This is a genomic window from Burkholderia sp. 4M9327F10 (genome assembly GCF_005503145.1).
Classification (GTDB): domain Bacteria; phylum Pseudomonadota; class Gammaproteobacteria; order Burkholderiales; family Burkholderiaceae; genus Paraburkholderia.
Genome location: NZ_SCNV01000004.1, coordinates 255676 through 276416, shown reverse-complemented (window position 1 = coordinate 276416; position 20741 = coordinate 255676). Strand labels below are relative to the sequence as shown.

Sequence of the window (20741 nt, the reverse complement as noted above, 5' to 3'; positions counted from 1 at the left end):
TTTGTGTAGCATACAGCGAACATCTGAATCTACACGGAAGGTGTCGTCGGCAGCTTCAAATGTGGATAAGAGACAGGATCCCCATCCCGCGAACTATCCAAAATCAAAGTCCTGGCATTAGTAACAAGCGAATCAAACATCTTGACATCACCAGACTCAATCCAGACATAGCTGCGCCCAGCCCCAGCAGGCGGCCTGGCAACCACAGCCCCGCTCTCGCGCCGAAACTTCAGCACCAGCCCGTCATCCGTCACAGTCGCGCTCGCCAGATGCCCCTGCAAAACCGGTGGCGGAAACACTGTGTACTGATCGAACACAAGTTCATTGCCCTGCAACGCAACCCCTTTCCGCACGAAGGGCGTCAGCGACGCCAACGGTATGTTCAGCGCCCTCAACATCCCCGCCTGCGGCACACCCAACACCTTGACAGACGTCGGCGCATACACCAGGTGCCGCTCATCCCGCGCGACGATCGTTCCGCTCATCGTCGTCGGCAACCATACGCCCGGGAAATGATTCCACAGCTTGATCCCGCCCGTCACCTGCAGCGCGCCGTTCTCCGGCGTCAACGTCAGGTCGTTCAGCGAACGCGGCTCGTAGTCCAGCAGATAATCGTTGAACAACGCCGCCATCGCAGGCCACGGTTCCACCACCTCGCCGCCAATGATGTGAATGTCGTACTGGTCCGGGTCGTCCAGATCGACGGGCTGGCCCGGCTTCTTCGGCACCATCTGCGCATCGAGCGAACGCACGTGAAAACCGATCCGCCCCGAAACGAAGAAATCCACGTTCTGCATATGGATCAGCGGCGCCGGTCCCGATGAGTGTCGTTCGTCCGTGATCGCCGAGCCCGGCGTCAACGCGTTTGCACCGGAAAATGCGGTTCGCGTGCCGACTGGAATCGCCCGCGCTTCCTGCGTACGGAGTTCGGGCGGAACACTCTGCCATTGCGTTCGCGCCGCTGCGAGCGAAGCCTGCTGGGCGCGAATAAAGCTGTCGTTAAAGCGCACGCTCGCGCTGCCGGTCTCCTGCGTGGGGTCGTGCGCTGGGTCGTGCCATCCGCTCGCCAGCTTGTCGAAGGACGGCAGATGCACATCGAGTGCACCGGCTTCGTCGAACGTGAGATAGCCCGCGGCCATCTGCTCGCGGTAGTGGTACAGGTCCAGCACGAACGGCGCGTTGGCATCCAGCGGTGTTATCGCCATATCGATGTTCATCGGCATCGAGCGCATGAACTTCACGTCGCCGCCTTCCACCAGCATGCCGCGCGGCGGCATCGTCGCGGGCCACGCGATGGCCGGCAATGTCTGGTCGTCAAGCGTAAAGCGCACGCCCGCAGCCGATGTGTCGATGTGCGTAATCGTCATGCGTAGCGCCGGCGGCGGTGTCAGTTTCGCAACCTGCATGACCACGTCGTCACCCTCGAGGCGCGCAATCGGTGTATCCACTTTCAGCAGGTCGGCCATCCTCACATGTGCGGCCTGCATCAGTCTGTCGGCGGCGACGCCGGCCACCTCCACGTGGTCCGCGTGGAACACGAGTTCCTTCGGGTTGCGCATCGACAGCGTGCCGTTCAGTACGATCGGCACCCAGCCGTCGCGGTGCATTTCGCCGGTAATGCGCAGCGTGCCGCCGTCCTGCGGCACCACTCGCATGTCCCGCAGCGGCGAGCCTTCATACTGGAACAGATAGCGGTTGAAAATCGCCGTGAGCCTGGCGCTGTCGAGCGTGACATCGCCACGGTGCACGGCGATCACGACGCTGGTCGGATCGTCGAACACGATCGGGGCGCCGGGATGCGTCGGTGTCAGCGTCGCCGCCATGTTGTGGATCATGAAGCCGATGTCGCCGGTCACGCGGAAATCCACGTCGCGCGCAAACATCATCGACCCGTCGATGCCGGAATCGCGCAGCGTCAGCGGCCGCACGCGCTGTTCCGCGAGACCGCCAGCCGTAGGCACGCGTGCGGCAATGCTTTGCTCTTGGGCAAGCTGGCGTTGCTTGGCGAGTTCGAGCGCCGGACGTGCAGCGGCGGCGTTGCCGGAGGCCAGCGTTGAGGAGGTGTTCGCGGCGGAAGCCGCTTTCGCCTCAGGCGGCGCGATGACGGGTGCACCAGACTGCTGTGCCTGCTGTGCCTGCTGCGCCTGCTGCGCCTGCTGCGCTTGCTGCGCTTGCGTCGCGCGCGGCTGCACGGGCAACCCGTCTGTGTCCGTCGCGGCAACGTTGGGGGCAGCGCTGCCCGACCCCGACGTCCTCGCGGCGTCGTTGGCCGACGAGCTCGCATCCGCGCAGGCCGAAACAAGCAACGTCATCGTCACCAACACAGCGCCTGGTCCAAACCGCGTGGACCTCGCTCGCCGCGAACGCCGCCCGGATAACGCGTCCAAGGCGGCGTACCAGCCGCCCCGCCTATCCACGCCCGTCGCCCACGCATCGATTGCCGCGACCGGCCTGACCAGTCGCTGAAACAGGCGTGGCAAGCAGCCCCTTAACATCACGGGCACACTGCACTGGCCCCTGGCTTCAGTCTTTGCTAATCGCATGATGTCTCCTCCCTCCTGAGGCCGCGGCTCGTCTTCGCGAGCGCGGCGCGGGGTCGTATATGGCGTGACGGGAACCGCTTGTAAAGCATTGCGGCCCGCTCGCGCCTATCACCCGATTGTCTGCATTTGAAGCCTCCTTGCCGACAAGATTTCTGGAGGACGCTCACCAAACGATCAAGCGTTTGAATCGCTCGTCCACTTTCCCGCTGGGCCTTGCTCAGACTGGCGCTGCGCGATTTTCAGAATCGGGATTCAAACAGGAATAAAACAGGAAGAAGTGCGCCGGCGACCGCCGCACAGGCATCAAGACCGGGCGTGCGCCTGAAGCAGAGCAGAAATGACACAAAGAAAGCACACAGAGGCGACACAGCGATAGCGGGTAAGCCCTGCAGAAAAAACAGCAAAACGACCTATGCCGCGATGCAATACGCCGAAAGCCGGGGGCGCACGCCACGCTACCCGACGCCCAGCCATTCCTGCATCACGTCGTGCCGTTCATAAAACGCCTCAGGCGAGCCGTCGAATACGATTTCGCCGTGCCCCATTACCGCAATCCGGTTTGCCAGTTGATGGGCGATAGCAAGCCGCTGCTCGATCAGCAGCATCGCCACGCCGCGCTCGCGCAGCAGGTGCAGGCATTGCGCAACCTGGGCGACGACCTGTCCCGCGAGCCCTTCGGCAGGTTCGTCGATCACCAGCAGATCCGGATCACCCAGCAGCGCCCGCGCCAGCGACAGCATCTGCTGTTCGCCCCCGGACAGGGCGCCGGCCCGGGTGCGGCGGCGCTCACGCAGCACCGGAAACAGCGTGTAGGCATCATCGAACGTGAAGTGCGGCGCCCGTCCTCGCGTTTGCGGCGCAAGTCCCAGTTGCAGATTCTCGTCCACGCTCAACGCCGCGAAGATGTCGCGATGCTCGGGCACATAGCCGATTCCAAGGCGGGCAATAGCGAAGGTCGGCAGATCGATCAGCGAGCGGCCCGCGAAACGCAGCGTGCCCTCGGCACGCACCATGCCCATGATCGTGCGCGCCAGCGTCGAGCGCCCGGAACCGTTGCGTCCCGCGAGCGCCACCACCTCCCCTGCTTCCACGCGCAGGTCGACGCCGTGCAGCGCCTTGCTCGCGCCATGCCATGCGCACAACCCCGCGATCTCCAGCAGCGCGCTCATCGGGGCACTCCGTCGCCGAGGTAGGCCGCAAGCACTGCTTCGTCGGCGCGGATCGCGGCGGGCGTCCCGGTCGCGATCACGCGCCCCTGCACCAGCACGGAGATGCGGTCAGCAAGGCTGAAGACCGCGTCCATATCGTGCTCGACCATCAGCAAGGTGCGCCCCGCCGTAGTCTCGCGAATCAGTTCGATCGCACGTGCGGCTTCGGCGCGGTTCATGCCGGCAGTCGGCTCGTCGAGCAGCAAGGTGTGCGCACCGCTCGCCAGCGCAATGCCGAGATCGAGCGCACGCTGCTCCGCGTAGCTGAGCGTGCCGGCCTGCACGGCGCGGCGCGCGCTCAGGCCAACGGCTTCCAGCACCGCATCGGCGCGCGCATCGGCTTCGCGCGAGCCGCTCCAGCGATGCCACCAGCGCGAGCGGTCGCGCTCGGCGATCGACGCCGCGCAGCGCAGGTTGTCGAGCACGCTCAGGCGGGCAAACACGCTGGTCGTCTGGAAGCTGCGCGCCAGCCCGCGCCGGCTGATCGCCGGTGGCGTCATGCGGCTCAAGTCGACTCCATAGAGCTCGATGCGGCCGGCGTCGGCTCGCGCGTTGCCTGCGATCAGATTGAAGAGCGTCGATTTGCCCGCGCCGTTCGGACCGATCAGCGCGTGCCGCTCTCCCGGCTCCACCACCAGATCGACACCGCGCAGAATCTGCGTGGCGCCGTAGCGTTTTTCGACGCCGCGCAGCGAAAGCGCCAAGGTCATCGCGCGTCTCCGTGACGGATGGTCTCGCCGCTCAGGCTCGTCCATGCCTGGCGGGCGCGGCGCGCGGCCAGCCAGCCGAGTCCCGCGAGCAGGCAAAGCGCCGGCAAGAGCCACTTGCCGGTCCGCATCGCATCGATCTGGACTCCTGTTGATTCCATCCACGGCAACCACTGCAAACTCTCGCCATTGTCCGCGCCGAACTGGACCGCATATGCCCACTGCACCGCCAGCACGCCCGCGAGCGTCCACAGCAGGAGCGCAAACGCGCCCAACAGATAAGGCCGCACGCAGCGCCTCCAGCCATGCGCTGCGAGCCGTGCCGCCTGGGCCCGCCCCCAGCCGCTCAGGCCATCAGGCGAGGCAATCACCACGACAATGAAGAACAGCCCCAGATACAGTAACCAGGCGCGCGTCGCGCTGGCGACCACCACGCTGAAGAACGTCAGCACGATGGCTCCCGCCACCGGTCCGAAAAACGATGCGGTGCCGCCGATCACCGTGGCAATCAGCACCGAACCCGAGCGCAGCATGCCGACGCTTTCAGTCGAAACGAGCTCGAGATTGATGAGCCCGAGCGTCCCCGCGACACCCGCAAAAAACGCCGCCAGCACGACGACGCCGTAGCGGATACGCCACGGGTAGCAGCCGATCGCCGCCGCCCGCACCGGGTTGTCGCGCACTGCGTTGGCAAGCCGCATGAACGGCGTGCGCGACAACGCGAATAGCGCCGCACAGGCGAGCAGGCACCAGAGCGCAATCAGGCCATACGCCGCGCGCGCCGGGCCGAAATTCCACGCGGAGAACCACCAACCGCTCGCACGATCGATCGGCACGCCGGCCTCGCCGCCGAACCAGTCGGGCAGAGTCCATGCCGCCGCAGCCACCAGTTCGCCGATGCCGAGCGTGATCATCGCGAATGTGGTTCCGGCGCGCCGCGTCGAGATAGCCCCGAGCAGCACGCCACAGAACGCGCCCCCAAGGCCCCCGACGAGCGGCAGCAACGGCAACGGCACGCCAAACTGGTTGAAGACCCGCGCCGCGATGAGCGCGCCAAGCCCCGCATAGGCGGCGTGGCCGAACGACAGCAGCCCGGTTTCGCCAAGCAGCAGGTTATAGGAGAGCGCGAAGACGATCATGGTTGCGGTCTGCGCCAGATACGCCAGCAGCCAGCTTTGCGACCCGGCGAAGACGGGGATCGCCAGAAATGCAATCAATGCAAGCCAGGGCAGCCGGTTGCGTAAGGCGTGCGGGCGCTGCGCTTTGCCTAGCTCATGCAGATCACGCAGATCATGCATTGCTGTCACGCTGTCCGAAGAGGCCGCGCGGGCGCAGCGCCAGCATCGCGACCAGCAGCAGGTACGGCAACAGGGGCGCGAGTTGCGCCAGCGTGAGACCGTCCCAGGCGGGCGGCAGCGACTGTCCGAAGGTGGATGTGATCTCGCCCAGCGACAGGTCGCTGGCGACCGCGAAGGTTTGCACGCAGCCGACCATCAGCGACGCCACCAGCGCCCCACCCAGCGACCCGAGACCGCCGATCACCACGACCACGAAAACGATCGAGCCGACCGACTCCGCCATCGCCGGCTCAATCACGAAGAGCGGCGCGCCGATCACGCCGGCCAGCGCGGCGAGCGCCGTGCCCACGGCAAATACCGCGGTAAATACACGCGGCACGTTATGCCCGAGCGCCTCGACGGCCTGCGCATGCGTCAACGCCGCTCGCACGATCAGGCCGGCTTTCGATACGCGCAGCACCGCGTACAACACAGCGAGCATGGCGACGGACACCACCATCATGAACGCGCGGTAACGCGGAAACGCCGCGCCATACAACTTGAAGAGCGGCCCGTCGAGCACCGCCGGCACGTTCGCGGTAAGTGCGGGCAGACCCCAGGCGAGCTTGACCGCCTCGCCGATCAGATAGGCGGCGCCGAAGGTCAGCAACAGTTCGGCGAGGTGTCCGTGCGGCCGCACCCGGCGCAACAGCCAGCGCTCCATGGCCGCGCCGGCCAGCCCGACGACTAGCGGCGCGATCACCAGCGCACTCCAGAAACCGGTGCGCGCCGCCACCGAAAAACCGACATACGCCCCGAGCATATAGAAACTGGCGTGCGCGAAGTTCAGCACACCAAGCATGCTGAAAATCAGCGTCAGGCCTGCCGACAGCATGAACAGCAGCAGCCCGTAGCTGACGCCGTTGAGCAGATTGATGACGAATGACTGCACGCGCCTGCCGTCCGTTACTGCGGCTGGACGACGAGCGGTTCGAGCGCGGCCCGCAACGCATCGGGCAGCGCGACGGGCCGGCGCGTCGCGCGGTCGACGTAGACGTGCACGAAATGGCCTTGCGCCGCCGGTTGTGCCTCGCCCTCCTTGAATAGGCCCACCTCATAGCGCACGCTAGTCGAGCCGAGCCGCACCACCCGCAGACCAGCGTCGACCCGCTCCGGAAACACCAGCGGCGCGAAGTAGTTGCACTGCGTTTCGACGACGAGGCCAATGGTCGTACCGTGCTCGAAATCCAGCACGCCGGTGCGGATCAGATACTCGTTCACGACCGTGTCGAAATAGCTGTAGTACACGACGTTGTTCACGTGGCCGTAGACATCGTTGTCCATCCAGCGGGTCGTGATCGGCAGGAAGTGCGCGTAGGCGCTACGCGGCGCGGGTGCGGGTTTGCTCATGCCGTTACTGCCCAGGCCGCTCGACAAACTCGAACGGCAGGCCGCGCCGCCGCATGAACTCACCCAGCGCCTGGCCTGTGCCCGCGCGCCACGGCCGCAGCTTGGCCGGCTCGACCAGCCGGTATTCGAGCAGTTCCGGCGACAAGGCGATCGTGCCGTAAGCCCGCACGTGATACGCGATGATCAGCTCGTTCTTGCGAATGAACTCATAGACGCCAACCAGTTCAACCGTTTCGGTGTGCAGCGAAGTCTCTTCCCGGACTTCGCGCGCAATGCCCTCCTCCGGTGTCTCGCCATTCTCCAGAAAACCGGTGATCAGCGCGAACATGCCTTCGGGCCAGGCGGCGTTGCGCGCCAGCAGAATCTTGCCTTCGTACTCGACAATCGCGGCAACCACCGGCAGCGGATTGTTCCAGTGGACGTAGCCGCAGGTTTCGTCAGGGCAGGCCTGGCGGATACGGCCGCCTTCGTGTTCAGGGTCGCTGCGCTCGACGAGAGGCGTAGCGCAGCGGGGACAGAATCGGTAATCGCTCATGGTGGGCGGGGAATCGTCTCTTGGTGTGTCGTTGTATTGGGATGTGCGGGGTTGCGTGTCATCACGGCTCAGGCCGCGCACAGCTCTCGCACCTGGGCGGCAAAGCGCTCGACTGTCTCGGGCTGGGTGTCCCACGCGCACATCAGCCGGCAACCGCCCGCGCCGATAAATTCGTAGAATTTCCAGCCATGCGAGCGCATCGCCTTGGCCACGTGAGCGGGCAACTGTGCGAACACCGCATTCGACTCGGTCGGGAACATGATGCTGACGCCGGGAATCTCTGCGAGACGCGATTCGAGCAGTTTCGCCATCGCGTTGGCGTGGCGCGCGTTGCGCAGCCATACGTCGCCGTCGAGCAGGCCGAGCCACGGCGCGGAAATGAAGCGCATCTTCGATGCGAGCTGCCCGGCTTGCTTGAGGCGATAGGCGAAGTCGTCCGCCAGCGCGCGGTCGAAGAACACCACCACCTCGCCAACCGGCAAGCCGTTCTTGGTGCCGCCGAAGCACAGCACGTCGACGCCCGCGCGCCAGGTGATCTCGGAAGATGCACGTCGAGTGCAGCCACGGCGTTGGCGAAGCGTGCGCCGTCCATGTGGACTTTCAGGTGGCGGCGCTTCGCAATGGCGGCAATCGCGCGCACTTCTTCGACGCTATAGACAGTGCCCACTTCGGTGGACTGCGTGAGCGTCACAACCTTGGGCTTTGGGTAGTGGATGTCGGCGCGGCGGGTGACGACGGCTTCGATCGCATCGGGTGTCAGCTTGCCGGCGACGCCCGGCGCGGTCAGCAGTTTCGAACCGTTCGAGAAGAACTCCGGGCCGCCGCACTCGTCGGTTTCGATATGGGCCAGCTCGTGGCAGATCACCGAATGGTACGACTGACACAGCGACGCGAGGGCTAGCGAATTGGCCGCGGTGCCGTTGAACACGAAAAAGACTTCGCAGTCGGTCTGGAACAGGTCACGCAAGCGGTCGCAGACCTGCTGGGTCCAGGAGTCGTCGCCATACGCGGGTTCGTGGCCACTGTTGTTGGCGGCGATCAGCGCATTGAGCGCTTCGGGACAGATGCCCGCGTAGTTATCGGACGCGAAATGTTGCATGGCTGGCAAAGCGCCCGGCGACGGGCACTGAAGAAATGACCGGAAAGCGGTCATTTTAGTGCGCTAGCCGATAAATTGTTTTTGCCCGGTGGGATTTAAGGCGGCCGGATCGAGGCGAGCGACGCCAGCGACGCGACCGATGCGATCAACGCTGCCGATGAGCAACCCACGTCAGCCCAAGCGCGCCGAGCAGCAAGGCGCCCGCAGCCAGCCACAGCGCCGGCGAGAACGAACCGGTGTGGACCGCAATTGGCGCGGCCACCAGCGGCCCCACGATCTGCCCCACGCCGTAGGCCGCGGTCGCATAGCCCATCAGCCCGGCCGCGTGATCGCCGCGCAGGCGGCGCGCCTCGCGCATCGCGAACAGGGTGATGGCGGTGAACGGCAGTCCGATCAGCATGCTGCCGAGCGCGAAGCCGCCGGTTGTCGGCCACACGATGCCCAACGCCACACCCGCTGCCTGCAGGACGTAGCAGGCTGCCAGCAGGGTGCGGTTGTCCCAATGATGCGGCAACCGCGCCGCCCCAAGCGCGCCGGCGATCAGCGCGAGGCCGAACATCGGCCAGAACAGGTCCGGCCACGCGGAACCCGGCAGCGCATGGCGCGCGATCACCGGGAGGAAAGTCGCCGTGATGATGTAGCCGAAGCCCGGCACGCCGTACAGCACGACGAGCCAGAAGGCATCGGCGCGGTGCGGGCTGCTCTCGTGGGAAGCCTTTGCAGGAGCGGCAATCGAGGTTGGCTGAGTTGAGCTACCGGTTGCGCGGCCAGTTGCGTTATCGCCGCCTGCAGATACCGCCGCGGACAGTCCTGCGGGCGCGGCGGCAAACGCCCGCCAGACCAGTGCGGACAGCACCGCCGAGGCCAGCGCGAAGCCCAGCCAGCCCGCCGCCGCACCGAGACGCCCCGCGACGCTCACGAACAGCCCGGTCGCGACGATCCCCACACCCGGTCCGGTGTAGATCACCCCGCCCCACTCGTGCGAGCCCAGTTCGGCGAGCCGCCGCAAGCCCCATTGCGAGGCGAACACGAAGGTCCACGCGCTGACCACACCGGCGACGAAACGCACGCTTGCCCAGATCCAGAAGTGGCTGGTCAGGCCCATCGCGAGGGTCAGCAGCACGGTCAGCACCAGCCCCACGCGCACCATCCGCGCCGCTTCAACGCGCAAGGCCGCGCAGCTCACCGCGCCGGCAAAGTAGCCGGCGTAGTTGCACGACGCCAGCCAGCCGCCATGCCGGATGTCGAGCCCGCCGCCGTGCAGCATCAACGGCAGGAGCGGCGTGAACGCGAAGCGGCCGACTCCAAGCACCACCGCCAGCACGATCATGCAGGCAAGCGCCGCCTGGCGCGCGGGATGAGGTCCGGCGGGCGCGGCGAAGGAGCCAGTTGGGGCGAGATTGTTCATACGGCTTTGAGAGAGTCGAATGCGGCGGGAAGCCGGCACGGGCGTGGCGGGCGCGGCATGCGGAGCGGGCGCAGCCATCCTTTCAACTCATCATAGCTTGACGGTTAAATCACGAAAAATGAATAATATAGATACAAAGGATCACGTGGAGAGAATCATGGATCTGGCTGCACTGACGATTTTTCGCGCCGTGGTACGCGAGAACGGCGTCACGCGCGCCGCCGCCAAGCTCAACCGGGTGCAGTCGAACGTCACGACGCGCATCAAGCAGCTCGAAGAGCAGCTCGGCACCGAGCTGTTCATCCGCGACGGCCGCCGGCTGGTGCTCACCCCTGCCGGCGAAACCTTGCTCCCTTACGCCGAACGGCTGCTCGCGCTCGCCGACGAGGCGCGCCATGCGCTGCGCGAAGACCGTCCGAGCGGCCGGCTACGCCTGGGCACCATGGAAAGCGCGGCGGCGAGCCGCCTGCCGGGGTTGCTCGCGCAGTATCACCAGAGTTGGCCCGAGGTCGGGCTCGAACTGGAAACCGGCACGACCGGCCGCCTGATCGAACGGGTGCGGGCGTTCGAAGCGGATGCGGCGCTGATCGCCACCCCACTCGACCCGGACTGGGCTGGCGATCTGTTCGAAGCCGTGCCTGTGTTTCGCGAAGAACTGGTGATGCTGACGCCGCGCGGCCATCGGCCGATTCGCGAGGGGCGCGACATCGCACTGTCGACGCTGATTGCGTTCGAGCGCGGCTGCACGTATCGCGCCTACATCGAGAAGTGGTACATGGAAAACGGCATCCGCCCGGCGCGGGTGCTGGAGCTCGGCTCGTATCACGCGATCGTCGCGTGCGTGGCCGCGGGGGCGGGCGTGGCGGTCGCGCCGCGCTCGGTGCTCGATTTGCAGCACGATATGAACAACATCGCAGTTCACTCGCTCGGCGATGCGGGGATGATCGACACGCTGCTGATCTGGCGGCGCGGGCATTTTTCGTCGGCGCTCAAGGCGCTGCGCGAGACTCTGCTGGCCAACAGCAATTTAACGCCGGCGGTGAGCGGGCGAGCCGAAGCGGGATTGCAGACGGCCTGAAGCTTGATGCGCCGCTGAAGGCGCAACGGCCGCGAGTCGAGCGCGTGTGGCAGTTACCGGCGCCGCCGCGCCGACGCAAATGCAAATGCAAATGCAAATGCAAACGCAAACGCGAGCGGCCGGTCCTGCACCTCGCCGAAAACAAAAGAGCCGCGAGTTTTTACGCTCGCGGCTCTTTTGCTTCCGGCGTCCCGCTACCTGAACGGGACACCACGCATGGCTCGAAACTGTGCGCTTACAGCAGCCCTTCGACCCAGCCCTTCACACCAGCCAGCGCCGCCGGCAGATTGGCGGGTTCGGTGCCGCCGGCCTGAGCCATATCGGGACGGCCGCCGCCCTTGCCGCCTACCTGCTGCGCGACAAAGTTGACCAGTTCGCCAGCCTTCACCTTCTTGCTCGCATCCGGCGTCACGCCGGCAATCAGGCTGACCTTGCCGCCTTCAACCGAAGCCAGCACGATGGCGGCGTTCTTCAGCTTGTCCTTCAGCTTGTCGACCGTTTCGCGCAGCGTCTTCACGTCCGCACCGTCGAGCGTAGCCGCGAGCACATGCACGCCGGCCACTTCGATGGCCTGGCCGGCCAGTTCGTCGCCCTGGCTCGAAGCCAGCTTCGACTTGAGTGCGCCGAGTTCCTTCTCGAGCGCCTTCACCTGGTCCTGCACCTGGACGATGCGCTGCGTCAGCTCCGCCGGCTGTGCCTTCAGGGCCGCAGCGGCCGCGTTGATGCGGCTGTCGAGGTCCTGCACATAGCGCACGGCCGTGTCGCCCGTGATCGCTTCCACGCGGCGGATACCGGCTGCAACGCCGCCTTCCATCACAATCTTGAAGAAGCCGATATCACCGGTGCGGCGCACGTGCGTCCCGCCGCACAGTTCGCGCGAAAAGCCCAGGTCGAGCACGCGCACTTCGTCGCCGTACTTTTCGCCGAACAGCGCCATGGCGCCGCCCTTCACCGCTTCGTCGAACGGCATCACGCGCACGATGCCCGGCGCGTTCGCCAGCACTTCCGCGTTCACGATGGCTTCGACCTGACGGATCTGCTCGTCGGTCATCGGCGCGTTGTGCGCGAAGTCGAAGCGGGTCTTCTCCGGATCGACGAGCGAGCCCTTCTGCTGCACGTGCGAGCCGAGAACTTCACGCAACGCCTTGTGCATCAGGTGGGTAGCCGAGTGGTTGCGCTCGGTGCGGGCACGGCGCACCGCGTCGATTTCCGCCTTCACGACGTCGCCCACTTTCAGCGTGCCCTGTTCGAGCGTGCCGTGATGGCCGACCACGTCCGCCTGCACCTTCAGTGTGTCCGCCACCGCAAAGCGCACGCTCGCGTTGGCGAGCACGCCGGCGTCGCCGACCTGGCCGCCGGATTCCGCATAGAACGGCGTGTGATCGAGCACGACCACGGCCTGCTGGCCATGCGTCGCTTCCTTGACCGAGGCGCCGTCCACATATAGCGCGATCACCTTCGCGTCGTCGAAGACGATTTCTTCGTAGCCGTGGAACGTGGTCTTCGCGCCCGAGTACTCGAGGCCCTGCGCCATCTTGAACTTGCCGGCGGCGCGCGCCTGTTCGCGCTGGCGCGCCATGGCCTCGTCGAACGCGGCTTCGTCGACGGTCACTTCGCGCTCACGGCACACGTCCGCCGTCAGGTCCAGCGGGAACCCGTAGGTGTCGTGCAGCTTGAATGCCAGCTCGCCGTCGAGCGTCTTGCCGCCCTTTGCTTCCAGGTCGGCCAGTGCGCCTTCGAGAATCGACATGCCATGCTCGATGGTCTCGAAGAAGCGCTCTTCTTCCTGACGCAGCACGTCGGTCACGCGTTGTTCCGCATCCTTCAGTTCCGGGTAAGCCTCGCCCATCTGTGCGACCAGATCGGCCACCAGACGGTGAAAGAACGAGCCCTTCTTGCCCAGCTTGTAGCCGTGGCGGATCGCCCGGCGCACGATGCGGCGCAGCACATAGCCGCGGCCCTCGTTGCCCGGAATCACGCCGTCGACGATCAGGAACGAGCAGGCGCGGATGTGGTCGGCAATCACCTTCAGCGAGTTGTTGCCCAGGTCCGTCACACCGGTTTCGCGGCCCGCGGCCTTGATCAGCGCCTGGAACAGGTCGATCTCGTAGTTGCTGTGCACGTGCTGCAGCACGGCGGCAATGCGCTCCAGACCCATGCCGGTATCCACGCACTGCTTGGGCAGCGGCGTCAGGTTGCCCTGCGCGTCGCGGCTGAACTGCATGAACACGAGATTCCAGATCTCGATGTAGCGGTCGCCGTCTTCCTCAGGCGACCCCGGGGGGCCACCCCAGACTTCCGGACCGTGGTCGTAGAAAATTTCCGAGCACGGGCCGCACGGGCCGACATCGGCCATCTGCCAGAAGTTGTCCGAGGCGTAGCGCGCGCCCTTGTTGTCGCCAATGCGGATGATGCGCTCGACCGGCACGCCGACTTCCTTCGCCCAGATGTCGTACGCTTCGTCGTCTTCCTGGTAGACCGTGACCCACAGCTTGTCTTTGGGCAACTGGTAGACGCCCGTCAGCAGTTCCCACGCGTAGTGGATCGCGTCGCGCTTGAAGTAGTCGCCAAACGAGAAGTTGCCGAGCATCTCGAAGAACGTGTGGTGACGTGCGGTGTAGCCGACGTTTTCGAGGTCGTTGTGCTTGCCGCCCGCGCGCACGCTGCGCTGCGCAGTGGTGGCGCGCGCGTACGGACGCGATTCCGCGCCGAGGAACACATCTTTGAACTGCACCATCCCCGAATTGGTGAAGAGCAGCGTCGGGTCGTTGCCGGGCACAAGGCTCGACGAGCGAACGATCGTATGGCCCTTCGATTCGAAGAACTTGAGGAATTTCTCGCGGATTTCGGCGGCTTTCATAGCGTACTGGGGGACGGTCCTGGCTGGATCTGGCGACAGCCGCGGGTGACTTGCGGGATGCGCCAACCGGAGGTTGCTTAAACGACTGATTATACGGGATCGGCGCTCTTGCGAGGCGGCGCGGAACGCCGTGCACACAGGATTAGCCATCCGGCCGGGTTTTCGCTTCATTTGCCGGTTGGCGGACGCGTCATTCGTCCTATGCGGTTCAGCCGAATATGGTCGGGCGCAGGAATCGCTTAAGATTCTGCACATCGGCGCCACCACGGCGTCCGCACCCCGACCCGCGCGCGCCCGAGCCGGCGCACCGGCCTCGCGCCCGGGGCAACAAGGAGACATCGAAAGACTATGGGCGCTCTCAGTCATATCCGCGTGCTGGACCTTACCCGCGTGCTCGCCGGCCCCTGGTGCGCACAGACGCTCGCCGACTTCGGCGCGGACGTCATCAAGATCGAACGCCCGGAGGTCGGCGACGACACGCGCCACTGGGGGCCCCCGTACCTGAAGACACCGGACGGCGCGGATACCCATGAGGCCGCCTACTACCTCGCCGCGAACCGCAACAAACGTTCGGTCACCGTGGATATCGCCACGCCCGAGGGGCAGCGCATCATCCGCGAGCTGGCCGCCCAGAGCGACGTGGTGCTGGAGAACTACAAGGTCGGCCAGTTGCGCAAATACGGCCTCGACTACGCCTCGCTGAAAGAAATCAAGCCGGATCTCGTCTACTGCTCGGTGACCGGCTTCGGCCAGACCGGGCCGTACGCGCAGCGCGCCGGCTACGACTTTATCGTGCAGGGCATCGGCGGCTTCATGAGCATTACCGGCGAACGCGACGGCCTGCCCGGCGGCGGCCCGCAAAAGGCCGGCGTGGCGATCGCGGACCTGATGACCGGCATGTATTCGACCATTGCCGTGCTCACCGCCCTCACGCACCGCGACCGCACGGGCGAAGGCCAGTACATCGACATGGCGCTGCTCGACGTGCAGGTGGCCATGCTGGCGAACATGAACTCGAACTTCCTTGCGAGCGGCCAGCCGCCGGTACGCTGGGGCAACGCCCACCCGAACATCGTGCCCTACCAGACCTTCCAGACCCGCGACGGCTGGATCATCGTCGCGGTCGGCAACGACGGCCAGTTCCGCAAGTTCGTCGAGGCCGGCAGCCGGCCGGAGCTGGCCGACGACGAGCGCTTCGCCACCAATCCGGCGCGGGTGCGCAATCGCGACACGCTGGTGCCGATCCTCGCGGAAATGGTCCGCACGCTCGGCAAGCAGCAGTGGATTGCCGCGCTCGAAGCGGCCGGCGTGCCTTGCGGGCCAATCAACGATCTGGCCGAGGTGTTCGAGAACGAGCAGGTGGTGGCGCGCGGCATGCAGGTGGATCTGCCGCATCCGTCCGGCGGCACCGTCAAGCTGGTGCGCAATCCGATCAATATGACCGGCACGCCGCCACAGGCTCTCGCGCACCCGCCCACCCTCGGCGAGCATACGGACAGCATTCTGCGCGAGGTGCTGGGCTACGACGAGGCGCGCATTGCGGCGCTGCGCGCGCAAGCGGTGATCTGAAGCCCTCGCTCATTCGCCCTGCAGCGCCTGCGCCAGCCAGCGCCGCCCCTCGTCCCAGTCGCCGAGGCCGCTGTCGGCATTGATATGGCCGCGTGCGCCGATGCCGCGCCAGCGGCTGCCCCACGCGGCCGCGCATGCCTGCGAAAACGGCACGCCGCCATACGGATCATCGGTGCTCGCCACCACCACGGCCGGAAACGGCAGCGGCTCGAGCGGCACCGGCGCGAAGCCAATGGCATCCTGCGGAAACTCTTTGCCCGCCGGGTCCGGCACCGCCACCAGCAACGCGCCGGCCACCTTCGCCCGGCTCGCGGCGCTCGCGTACTGCGACGCCCAGAAGGCCACCGTGAGACATCCGAGGCTATGCGCGGCCAGCGCCACCGGCCCATCCGACGCAGCCACCGCCGCCTCCAGCGCCCGGCACCAGGCATCGCGCACCGGATGATCCCAATCCGGCATGCGGACGCGCTCAAACCCCGCGTGCAAGCTTTCCCAGCGCGTTTGCCAATGCCCTTCGCCCGAGTTCATATAACCCGGCAACACCAACACTTTCTGGCTGATCTGCTCGATCATCGCCCCTCCTCCTGGCCATGTGGTTCCCGTTAAACCCGCAATTTACCCCCGCGGACGGCATGCAAGCGTGTGCAAAAGCCCCCAACCGTTGGCTGGAAGCCGCACTCGGTCTGCCGGAAGAGTGGTCGTCAGGTAGAATCGACAGATAAGCGAGCGCACTGCGCGCCCACGACCGACCTTCTCCATCTCGCATGAATACCGAACGCAACGACGCGCCAGCGGCATCCAATTTCATCCGCAACATCATTGACGAAGACAACCGCTCAGGAAAGTGGGGCCAGCGCGTGGAAACGCGCTTCCCGCCCGAACCGAACGGTTATCTGCACATCGGTCACGCCAAGAGCATCTGCCTGAACTTCGGTGTGGCGGGCAGCTACGGCGGCATCTGCCACCTGCGTTTCGACGATACCAATCCGGAAAAGGAAAGCTTCGAGTACGTCGAATCGATTATCGACGCGGTGCAATGGCTCGGCTTCGAGTGGAAGAAGGACGGCAACGAGCACCTCTACTTCGCCAGCGACTATTACGACAAGCTTTATGAGTTCGCCGAACTGCTGATCCAGCGCGGCAAGGCCTACGTGGACAGCCAGTCGGCCGAGGAAATGCGCGCCAATCGCGGCTCGGCTACCGAGGTGGGCACGCCCTCGCCGTTCCGCGAGCGCTCGGTCGCGGAGAACCTCGACCTGTTCCGCCGCATGAAGGCGGGCGAGTTCAAGGAAGGCGAGCACGTCCTGCGCGCGAAGATCGACATGGCGTCGCCGAACTTCAACATGCGCGACCCGGTCATCTACCGGATCCGTTTCGCCCATCACTACCGCACCGGCGACACATGGTGCGTGTACCCGATGTACGACTACACGCACTGCATCTCGGACGCGCTGGAAAACATCACGCATTCGCTGTGCACGCTGGAGTTCGAAGACCACCGGCCGCTCTACGACTGGATCCTGAACGAGCTGGCCGAAGCCGGCATCTTTACCCGCCCGCTGCCGCAGCAAATCGAGTTTTCGCGCCTGAACCTGACGTATGCGATCACCAGCAAGCGCAAGCTGCTGCAGCTCGTCAACGAAGGCCACGTGGACGGCTGGGACGACCCGCGCATGCCGACCATCGTCGGCGTGCGCCGCCGCGGCTTCACGCCGGAAGCGATCCAGTTGTTCTGCGAGCGCATCGGCGTGACCAAGGTCGACTCGTGGATCGACATGAGCGTGTTCGAAGGCGCGCTGCGCGACGATCTCGACGCCAAAGCGCCGCGCACGGCGGCCGTGCTCGACCCGCTCAAGCTGATCATCGACAACTTCCCGGAAGGCGTCACCGAAGAATGCAATGCGCCGGTGCATCCGCATCATCCGGAACACGGCACGCGCCTCTTCCCGATCTCGCGCGAGCTGTGGATCGAGCGTGACGACTACAACGAAACGCCACCCAAGGGCTACTTCCGCCTGTTCCCGGGCAACAAGGTGCGCCTGCGTTACGGCTACGTGATCGAATGCACCGGTGCGGACAAGGACGAGAACGGCAACGTGATCGCCGTCCACTGCAATTACTTCCCGGACAGCAAGTCGGGCACCGAAGGCGCGAACAACTACAAGGTCAAGGGCAACATCCACTGGGTCAGCGCCGTGGGCGCCTGCCCGGCCGAAGTGCGTATTTACGACCGTCTGTTCAAGGAACCGCAGCCGGACGCGGGCGGGCGCGACTACCTCGAAGCGCTCAACCCCGATTCGAAGCGGGTCGTCCAGGCCTACCTGGAACCGGGCGCGCGCGACGCGCTGCCGGAGCAGCGCTATCAGTTCGAGCGGCACGGCTACTTCGTCGCCGATCGCGTCGATTCGAAGCCGGGCAAGCCTGTCTTCAACCGCATCGTGAGTCTGCGCGACAGTTGGGGCAAGCCGGCCTAAGCATGTCGACCGGACACCTCGGGCATTGAGCATGCCTGAGGTGTCCTGCCTGTTCGTTTGCATCGCGGTAAATCGTGTGTGACGGTGTGCGCACCGTTTCCGGAGGAACGATGAGGTTTGCAGCCCGCTATTCGTCATGCAGACGCACGTCACGCAGACGCACTTTGCTGGCCGCGCTGGCCGCTGCGTGCTTCGCGTTCTCCGCGCAAGCTCAGGAGCAGGAATTCACCGGCACGCTCAAGAAGATCCAGGACGACGGCGTAGTCGTGCTCGGCGTGCGCGCAGCATCCACGCCCTTCTCCTACTTCGACGGCCAGGGCACGGTGGGCTATTCGCAGGCCATCGCCCTTGCCATCGTCGAACAGATCAAAAAAACACTCGCGCGACCCGAGCTCAAGGTGCGCGAAGTCACCATCACCTCGTCGAACCGCATCCTGATGCTGCAGAACAACCAGATCGATCTGGAATGCAGCTCGACCGCGCACACGCACGAACGCGAAAGCGAAGCGGCCTTCTCTGACAGCTTCTTCCAGTATTCGGTGCGCATGATCGTGCGTCGCGGCAGCGGCATCGCGGATTTTCCGGATCTGGCCGGCAAAACCGTAGTGACGACCGCGGGCACCACGGACGAGCGCCTGCTGCGGCAGATGAATAGCGAGAAACACCTCAACATGCGCATCGTCAGCGTGCGCGATCATCCAGATGCCTTTTCCGCGCTCAAGGACGGCCGCGCCGCGGCCTTCGTGATGGACGAGCCGATCATGTATGGCCTCAAGGCAGCCGACCCGCACCCCGATGACTTCGTGGTGACGGGTACACCGCTTGCCTACGAGGTCTATGCCTGCATGTTCCGCAAAGGCGACCCGCAGCTGGTCGAGCTGGCGAACGGCGTGATCGAACGGATGCAGACCTCCGGGGAGGCGGAGCGTCTCTATAACGTGTGGTTTACGCAGCCGATTCCGCCCCACGGGATCAATCTGAATTTCCCGCTGTCGGCGGCAATGCGTGCGTTGTTCGCCCATCCGAACGATCACATGCTCGACTGAATCACACCCGGCCACACGGCGCGCCGTATTGCGCGCCCGCCCGACGCGGCTGCGTGCACGCTCACAAGCTGCGATGCAACTCCGCCAGCGACAAGGTCGTCTCGAACAGACGTGTCAGGCTGCGGCTCGCGTAGTGTTCGACGTCCTGTGGCGCGGTCCAGCGGTAAGCGTCCATTTCGGGAATCAGCTTGCCGTCCGAGCGGCGCGGGAACATCGACGCGCAAACGCATTGCGACAAGTCGAGTTCACCCGCATGGGCCCGCGCGGCGAACAGGTGCAGGTCCTTGTCGCGCCGGTACACGAACAGGCCCAGATCCTTCAGACGCCCGGCGGCAATCACAAGGCCGGTCTCTTCGACCATCTCGCGCAACGCCGTGACGTGCGGGGACTCGCCCTCCTCGCCGTGCCCCTTTGGAATATCCCAGTGGGATGTCTCGGTGGCATGCGCAAGCAACACGCGCCCGTCCGGGTCGAGCAGCACGACACCGCAGGACACGACGCGCGCGCTGGCCGCGGCACTCATCGCGCGCCTCGTGTGGCTGCTCAATGCTTCTTCTGGAGTTGCCATGGGCCGCTGGCGTCGCGGCAGAACTGCGGGCGCAGTGACATGGACTGCCCCTTCGCGTTGAGGACCACGGCGACGTCGCGGCAGGTGCGATCGCCGTCCTTCGCCGTGCCCTGCGGCGTGATGCTGGCCTCGATGCGCACTGAATTGCCGGTGCCTTCGTTCACCCAGCTGGCGGACTCGCCGTCCTGTTTGGCGTCGAGCGCGCTGAGTACGGCCGTCTTCACCGAGTCGATGTCGCGCTGCTTCATGTAGCTGATCGGCGTATCGCCGAGGAAGCCGAGATTCGCTGCATAAGCGCCAACGGAGGCCGTCAGCAGCAGTCCGCCCACGGTCGCGTGAAACAGGGCACGGGTTCGCGTCGACATTGAGTATTCTCCTCGGTAGATCGTTCGGGCGATCACAGAGCGGTCGAGGCTCATGATCTGGACCTGAAAAGCATAGCATGAGGTCCTTGCGCGAGTGAGTCAGGACATCGCCAGGGGGTCGTTTTCATGCAGCGGCGCCGGTCCGCTCCGCTAGCCACAACCCGGCGCTTCAGCACATGCCGCCCCTCTCAGGGCGGTTTTCGGACTCGTCCGATAGTCTCAGCAGCGGCGAATTCATAAGATCGGCTGTTCAGCGCGAAACCTCCTCGCGCGCCATACTTCGCTGCTGTCATGGAATTCTCATTCGCTCTCAAGGCATTTTCTATTGTGCTCGCGCTGTTCTGCATCGCACTGGTGCCTTTCTTCATCCGCCGCGACCCGGCGCCGGTGCACAGCATCGTCCAGATCGAGGCGCTGCCCCGGCCGGCATGGCCGAGCCTGCTGACGCGCATGGGCAGCGCCACGCTGGTCGCGTCGTTTGTGCTGCTGGCGGGCGGTTGTTATCTGTTGATCAAAGGCTGATCGACACGCTCTCCCGGGCCGTTCCGCCCTCCCGCCAGCCAACTGTATCTGTTGGCCCTCGCCTCGCCCCTT

General features: G+C 65.3%; 17 protein-coding genes and 1 pseudogene. 5 read left to right on the top strand and 13 right to left on the bottom strand.

Annotation, left to right across the window (positions count from 1 at the left end; translation table 11 throughout):
• Positions 1 to 29: 29 nt before the first annotated feature.
• The 9 genes and pseudogenes from FFS45_RS07085 to FFS45_RS07045 form a co-directional block, all read right to left on the bottom strand.
• Entirely contained in the window at positions 30 to 2312 is a 2283-nt protein-coding gene (locus FFS45_RS07085; protein ID WP_249362690.1) for a hypothetical protein, read from the bottom strand.
• Positions 2313 to 2998: 686 nt separating this feature from the next.
• Positions 2999 to 3712 carry an ABC transporter ATP-binding protein gene (locus FFS45_RS07080; RefSeq protein ID WP_137953987.1) on the bottom strand — a complete coding sequence of 238 codons (714 nt, stop codon included), beginning with the start codon at positions 3710 to 3712 and terminating at the stop codon, positions 2999 to 3001.
• A complete protein-coding gene (locus tag FFS45_RS07075) occupies positions 3709 to 4461 on the bottom strand; it encodes an ABC transporter ATP-binding protein (RefSeq protein ID WP_137953986.1) in 753 nt (250 codons plus the stop codon). The genes FFS45_RS07080 and FFS45_RS07075 overlap by 4 nt, the downstream gene beginning before the upstream one ends.
• Positions 4458 to 5756: a branched-chain amino acid ABC transporter permease gene (locus tag FFS45_RS07070; RefSeq protein WP_137953985.1), complete on the bottom strand. Its 1299-nt coding sequence runs from the start codon at positions 5754 to 5756 to the stop codon at positions 4458 to 4460. The genes FFS45_RS07075 and FFS45_RS07070 overlap by 4 nt, the downstream gene beginning before the upstream one ends.
• Positions 5749 to 6687, bottom strand: a complete 939-nt coding sequence (locus tag FFS45_RS07065) for a branched-chain amino acid ABC transporter permease (RefSeq protein ID WP_137953984.1) — start codon at positions 6685 to 6687, stop codon at positions 5749 to 5751. Before FFS45_RS07065 ends, FFS45_RS07070 begins: the two co-directional genes overlap by 8 nt.
• Positions 6688 to 6701: 14 nt before the next feature.
• Positions 6702 to 7145, bottom strand: coding sequence for a thioesterase family protein (locus tag FFS45_RS07060; protein WP_137953983.1), 444 nt, complete (start codon positions 7143 to 7145; stop codon positions 6702 to 6704).
• A gap of 4 nt (positions 7146 to 7149) precedes the next feature.
• Positions 7150 to 7680, bottom strand: coding sequence for an NUDIX domain-containing protein (locus FFS45_RS07055; RefSeq protein WP_137953982.1), 531 nt, complete (start codon positions 7678 to 7680; stop codon positions 7150 to 7152).
• 68 nt (positions 7681 to 7748) lie between these two features.
• Positions 7749 to 8779: pseudogene (locus tag FFS45_RS07050) on the bottom strand (low specificity L-threonine aldolase).
• 145 nt (positions 8780 to 8924) lie between these two features.
• The gene (locus FFS45_RS07045) at positions 8925 to 10187 is read right to left on the bottom strand and encodes a YbfB/YjiJ family MFS transporter (protein ID WP_137953981.1); all 1263 of its coding nucleotides are present in this window, start codon (positions 10185 to 10187) and stop codon (positions 8925 to 8927) included.
• Positions 10188 to 10344: 157 nt separating this feature from the next.
• Between FFS45_RS07045 and FFS45_RS07040 the strand changes: the two genes are divergently transcribed.
• Positions 10345 to 11265, top strand: coding sequence for a LysR family transcriptional regulator (locus FFS45_RS07040; RefSeq protein ID WP_137953980.1), 921 nt, complete (start codon positions 10345 to 10347; stop codon positions 11263 to 11265).
• Between the two features lie 235 nt (positions 11266 to 11500).
• Here the strand turns inward: FFS45_RS07040 and alaS are convergent, their stop codons facing one another.
• Positions 11501 to 14125, bottom strand: coding sequence for an alanine--tRNA ligase (gene alaS, locus FFS45_RS07035; RefSeq protein WP_137953979.1), 2625 nt, complete (start codon positions 14123 to 14125; stop codon positions 11501 to 11503).
• 348 nt (positions 14126 to 14473) lie between these two features.
• Here alaS and FFS45_RS07030 point away from each other — a divergent pair, with 348 nt between their 5' ends.
• Entirely contained in the window at positions 14474 to 15694 is a 1221-nt protein-coding gene (locus FFS45_RS07030; protein WP_137953978.1) for a CaiB/BaiF CoA-transferase family protein, read from the top strand.
• A gap of 9 nt (positions 15695 to 15703) precedes the next feature.
• On the opposite strand, the gene FFS45_RS07025 is transcribed toward FFS45_RS07030, so the two are convergent.
• Positions 15704 to 16267 carry an alpha/beta hydrolase gene (locus FFS45_RS07025; protein ID WP_137953977.1) on the bottom strand — a complete coding sequence of 188 codons (564 nt, stop codon included), beginning with the start codon at positions 16265 to 16267 and terminating at the stop codon, positions 15704 to 15706.
• A 191-nt stretch (positions 16268 to 16458) separates the two neighbouring features.
• Between FFS45_RS07025 and FFS45_RS07020 the strand changes: the two genes are divergently transcribed.
• Together FFS45_RS07020 and FFS45_RS07015 are read left to right on the top strand one after the other, a co-directional pair.
• Complete coding sequence (locus tag FFS45_RS07020; RefSeq protein ID WP_137953976.1) at positions 16459 to 18168, top strand: glutamine--tRNA ligase/YqeY domain fusion protein; 1710 nt, start codon at positions 16459 to 16461, stop codon at positions 18166 to 18168.
• A gap of 110 nt (positions 18169 to 18278) precedes the next feature.
• Complete coding sequence (locus tag FFS45_RS07015) at positions 18279 to 19214, top strand: transporter substrate-binding domain-containing protein (protein ID WP_137953975.1); 936 nt, start codon at positions 18279 to 18281, stop codon at positions 19212 to 19214.
• Positions 19215 to 19275: 61 nt separating this feature from the next.
• On the opposite strand, the gene FFS45_RS07010 is transcribed toward FFS45_RS07015, so the two are convergent.
• Together FFS45_RS07010 and FFS45_RS07005 are read right to left on the bottom strand one after the other, a co-directional pair.
• The gene (locus FFS45_RS07010; protein WP_137953974.1) at positions 19276 to 19737 is read right to left on the bottom strand and encodes an NUDIX hydrolase; all 462 of its coding nucleotides are present in this window, start codon (positions 19735 to 19737) and stop codon (positions 19276 to 19278) included.
• 20 nt (positions 19738 to 19757) lie between these two features.
• Positions 19758 to 20147, bottom strand: a complete 390-nt coding sequence (locus FFS45_RS07005) for an RT0821/Lpp0805 family surface protein (RefSeq protein ID WP_137953973.1) — start codon at positions 20145 to 20147, stop codon at positions 19758 to 19760.
• Positions 20148 to 20438: 291 nt separating this feature from the next.
• On the opposite strand from FFS45_RS07005, the gene FFS45_RS07000 reads away from it, so the two are divergent.
• The gene (locus tag FFS45_RS07000) at positions 20439 to 20669 is read left to right on the top strand and encodes a hypothetical protein (RefSeq protein WP_137953972.1); all 231 of its coding nucleotides are present in this window, start codon (positions 20439 to 20441) and stop codon (positions 20667 to 20669) included.
• Positions 20670 to 20741 lie beyond the last annotated feature (72 nt).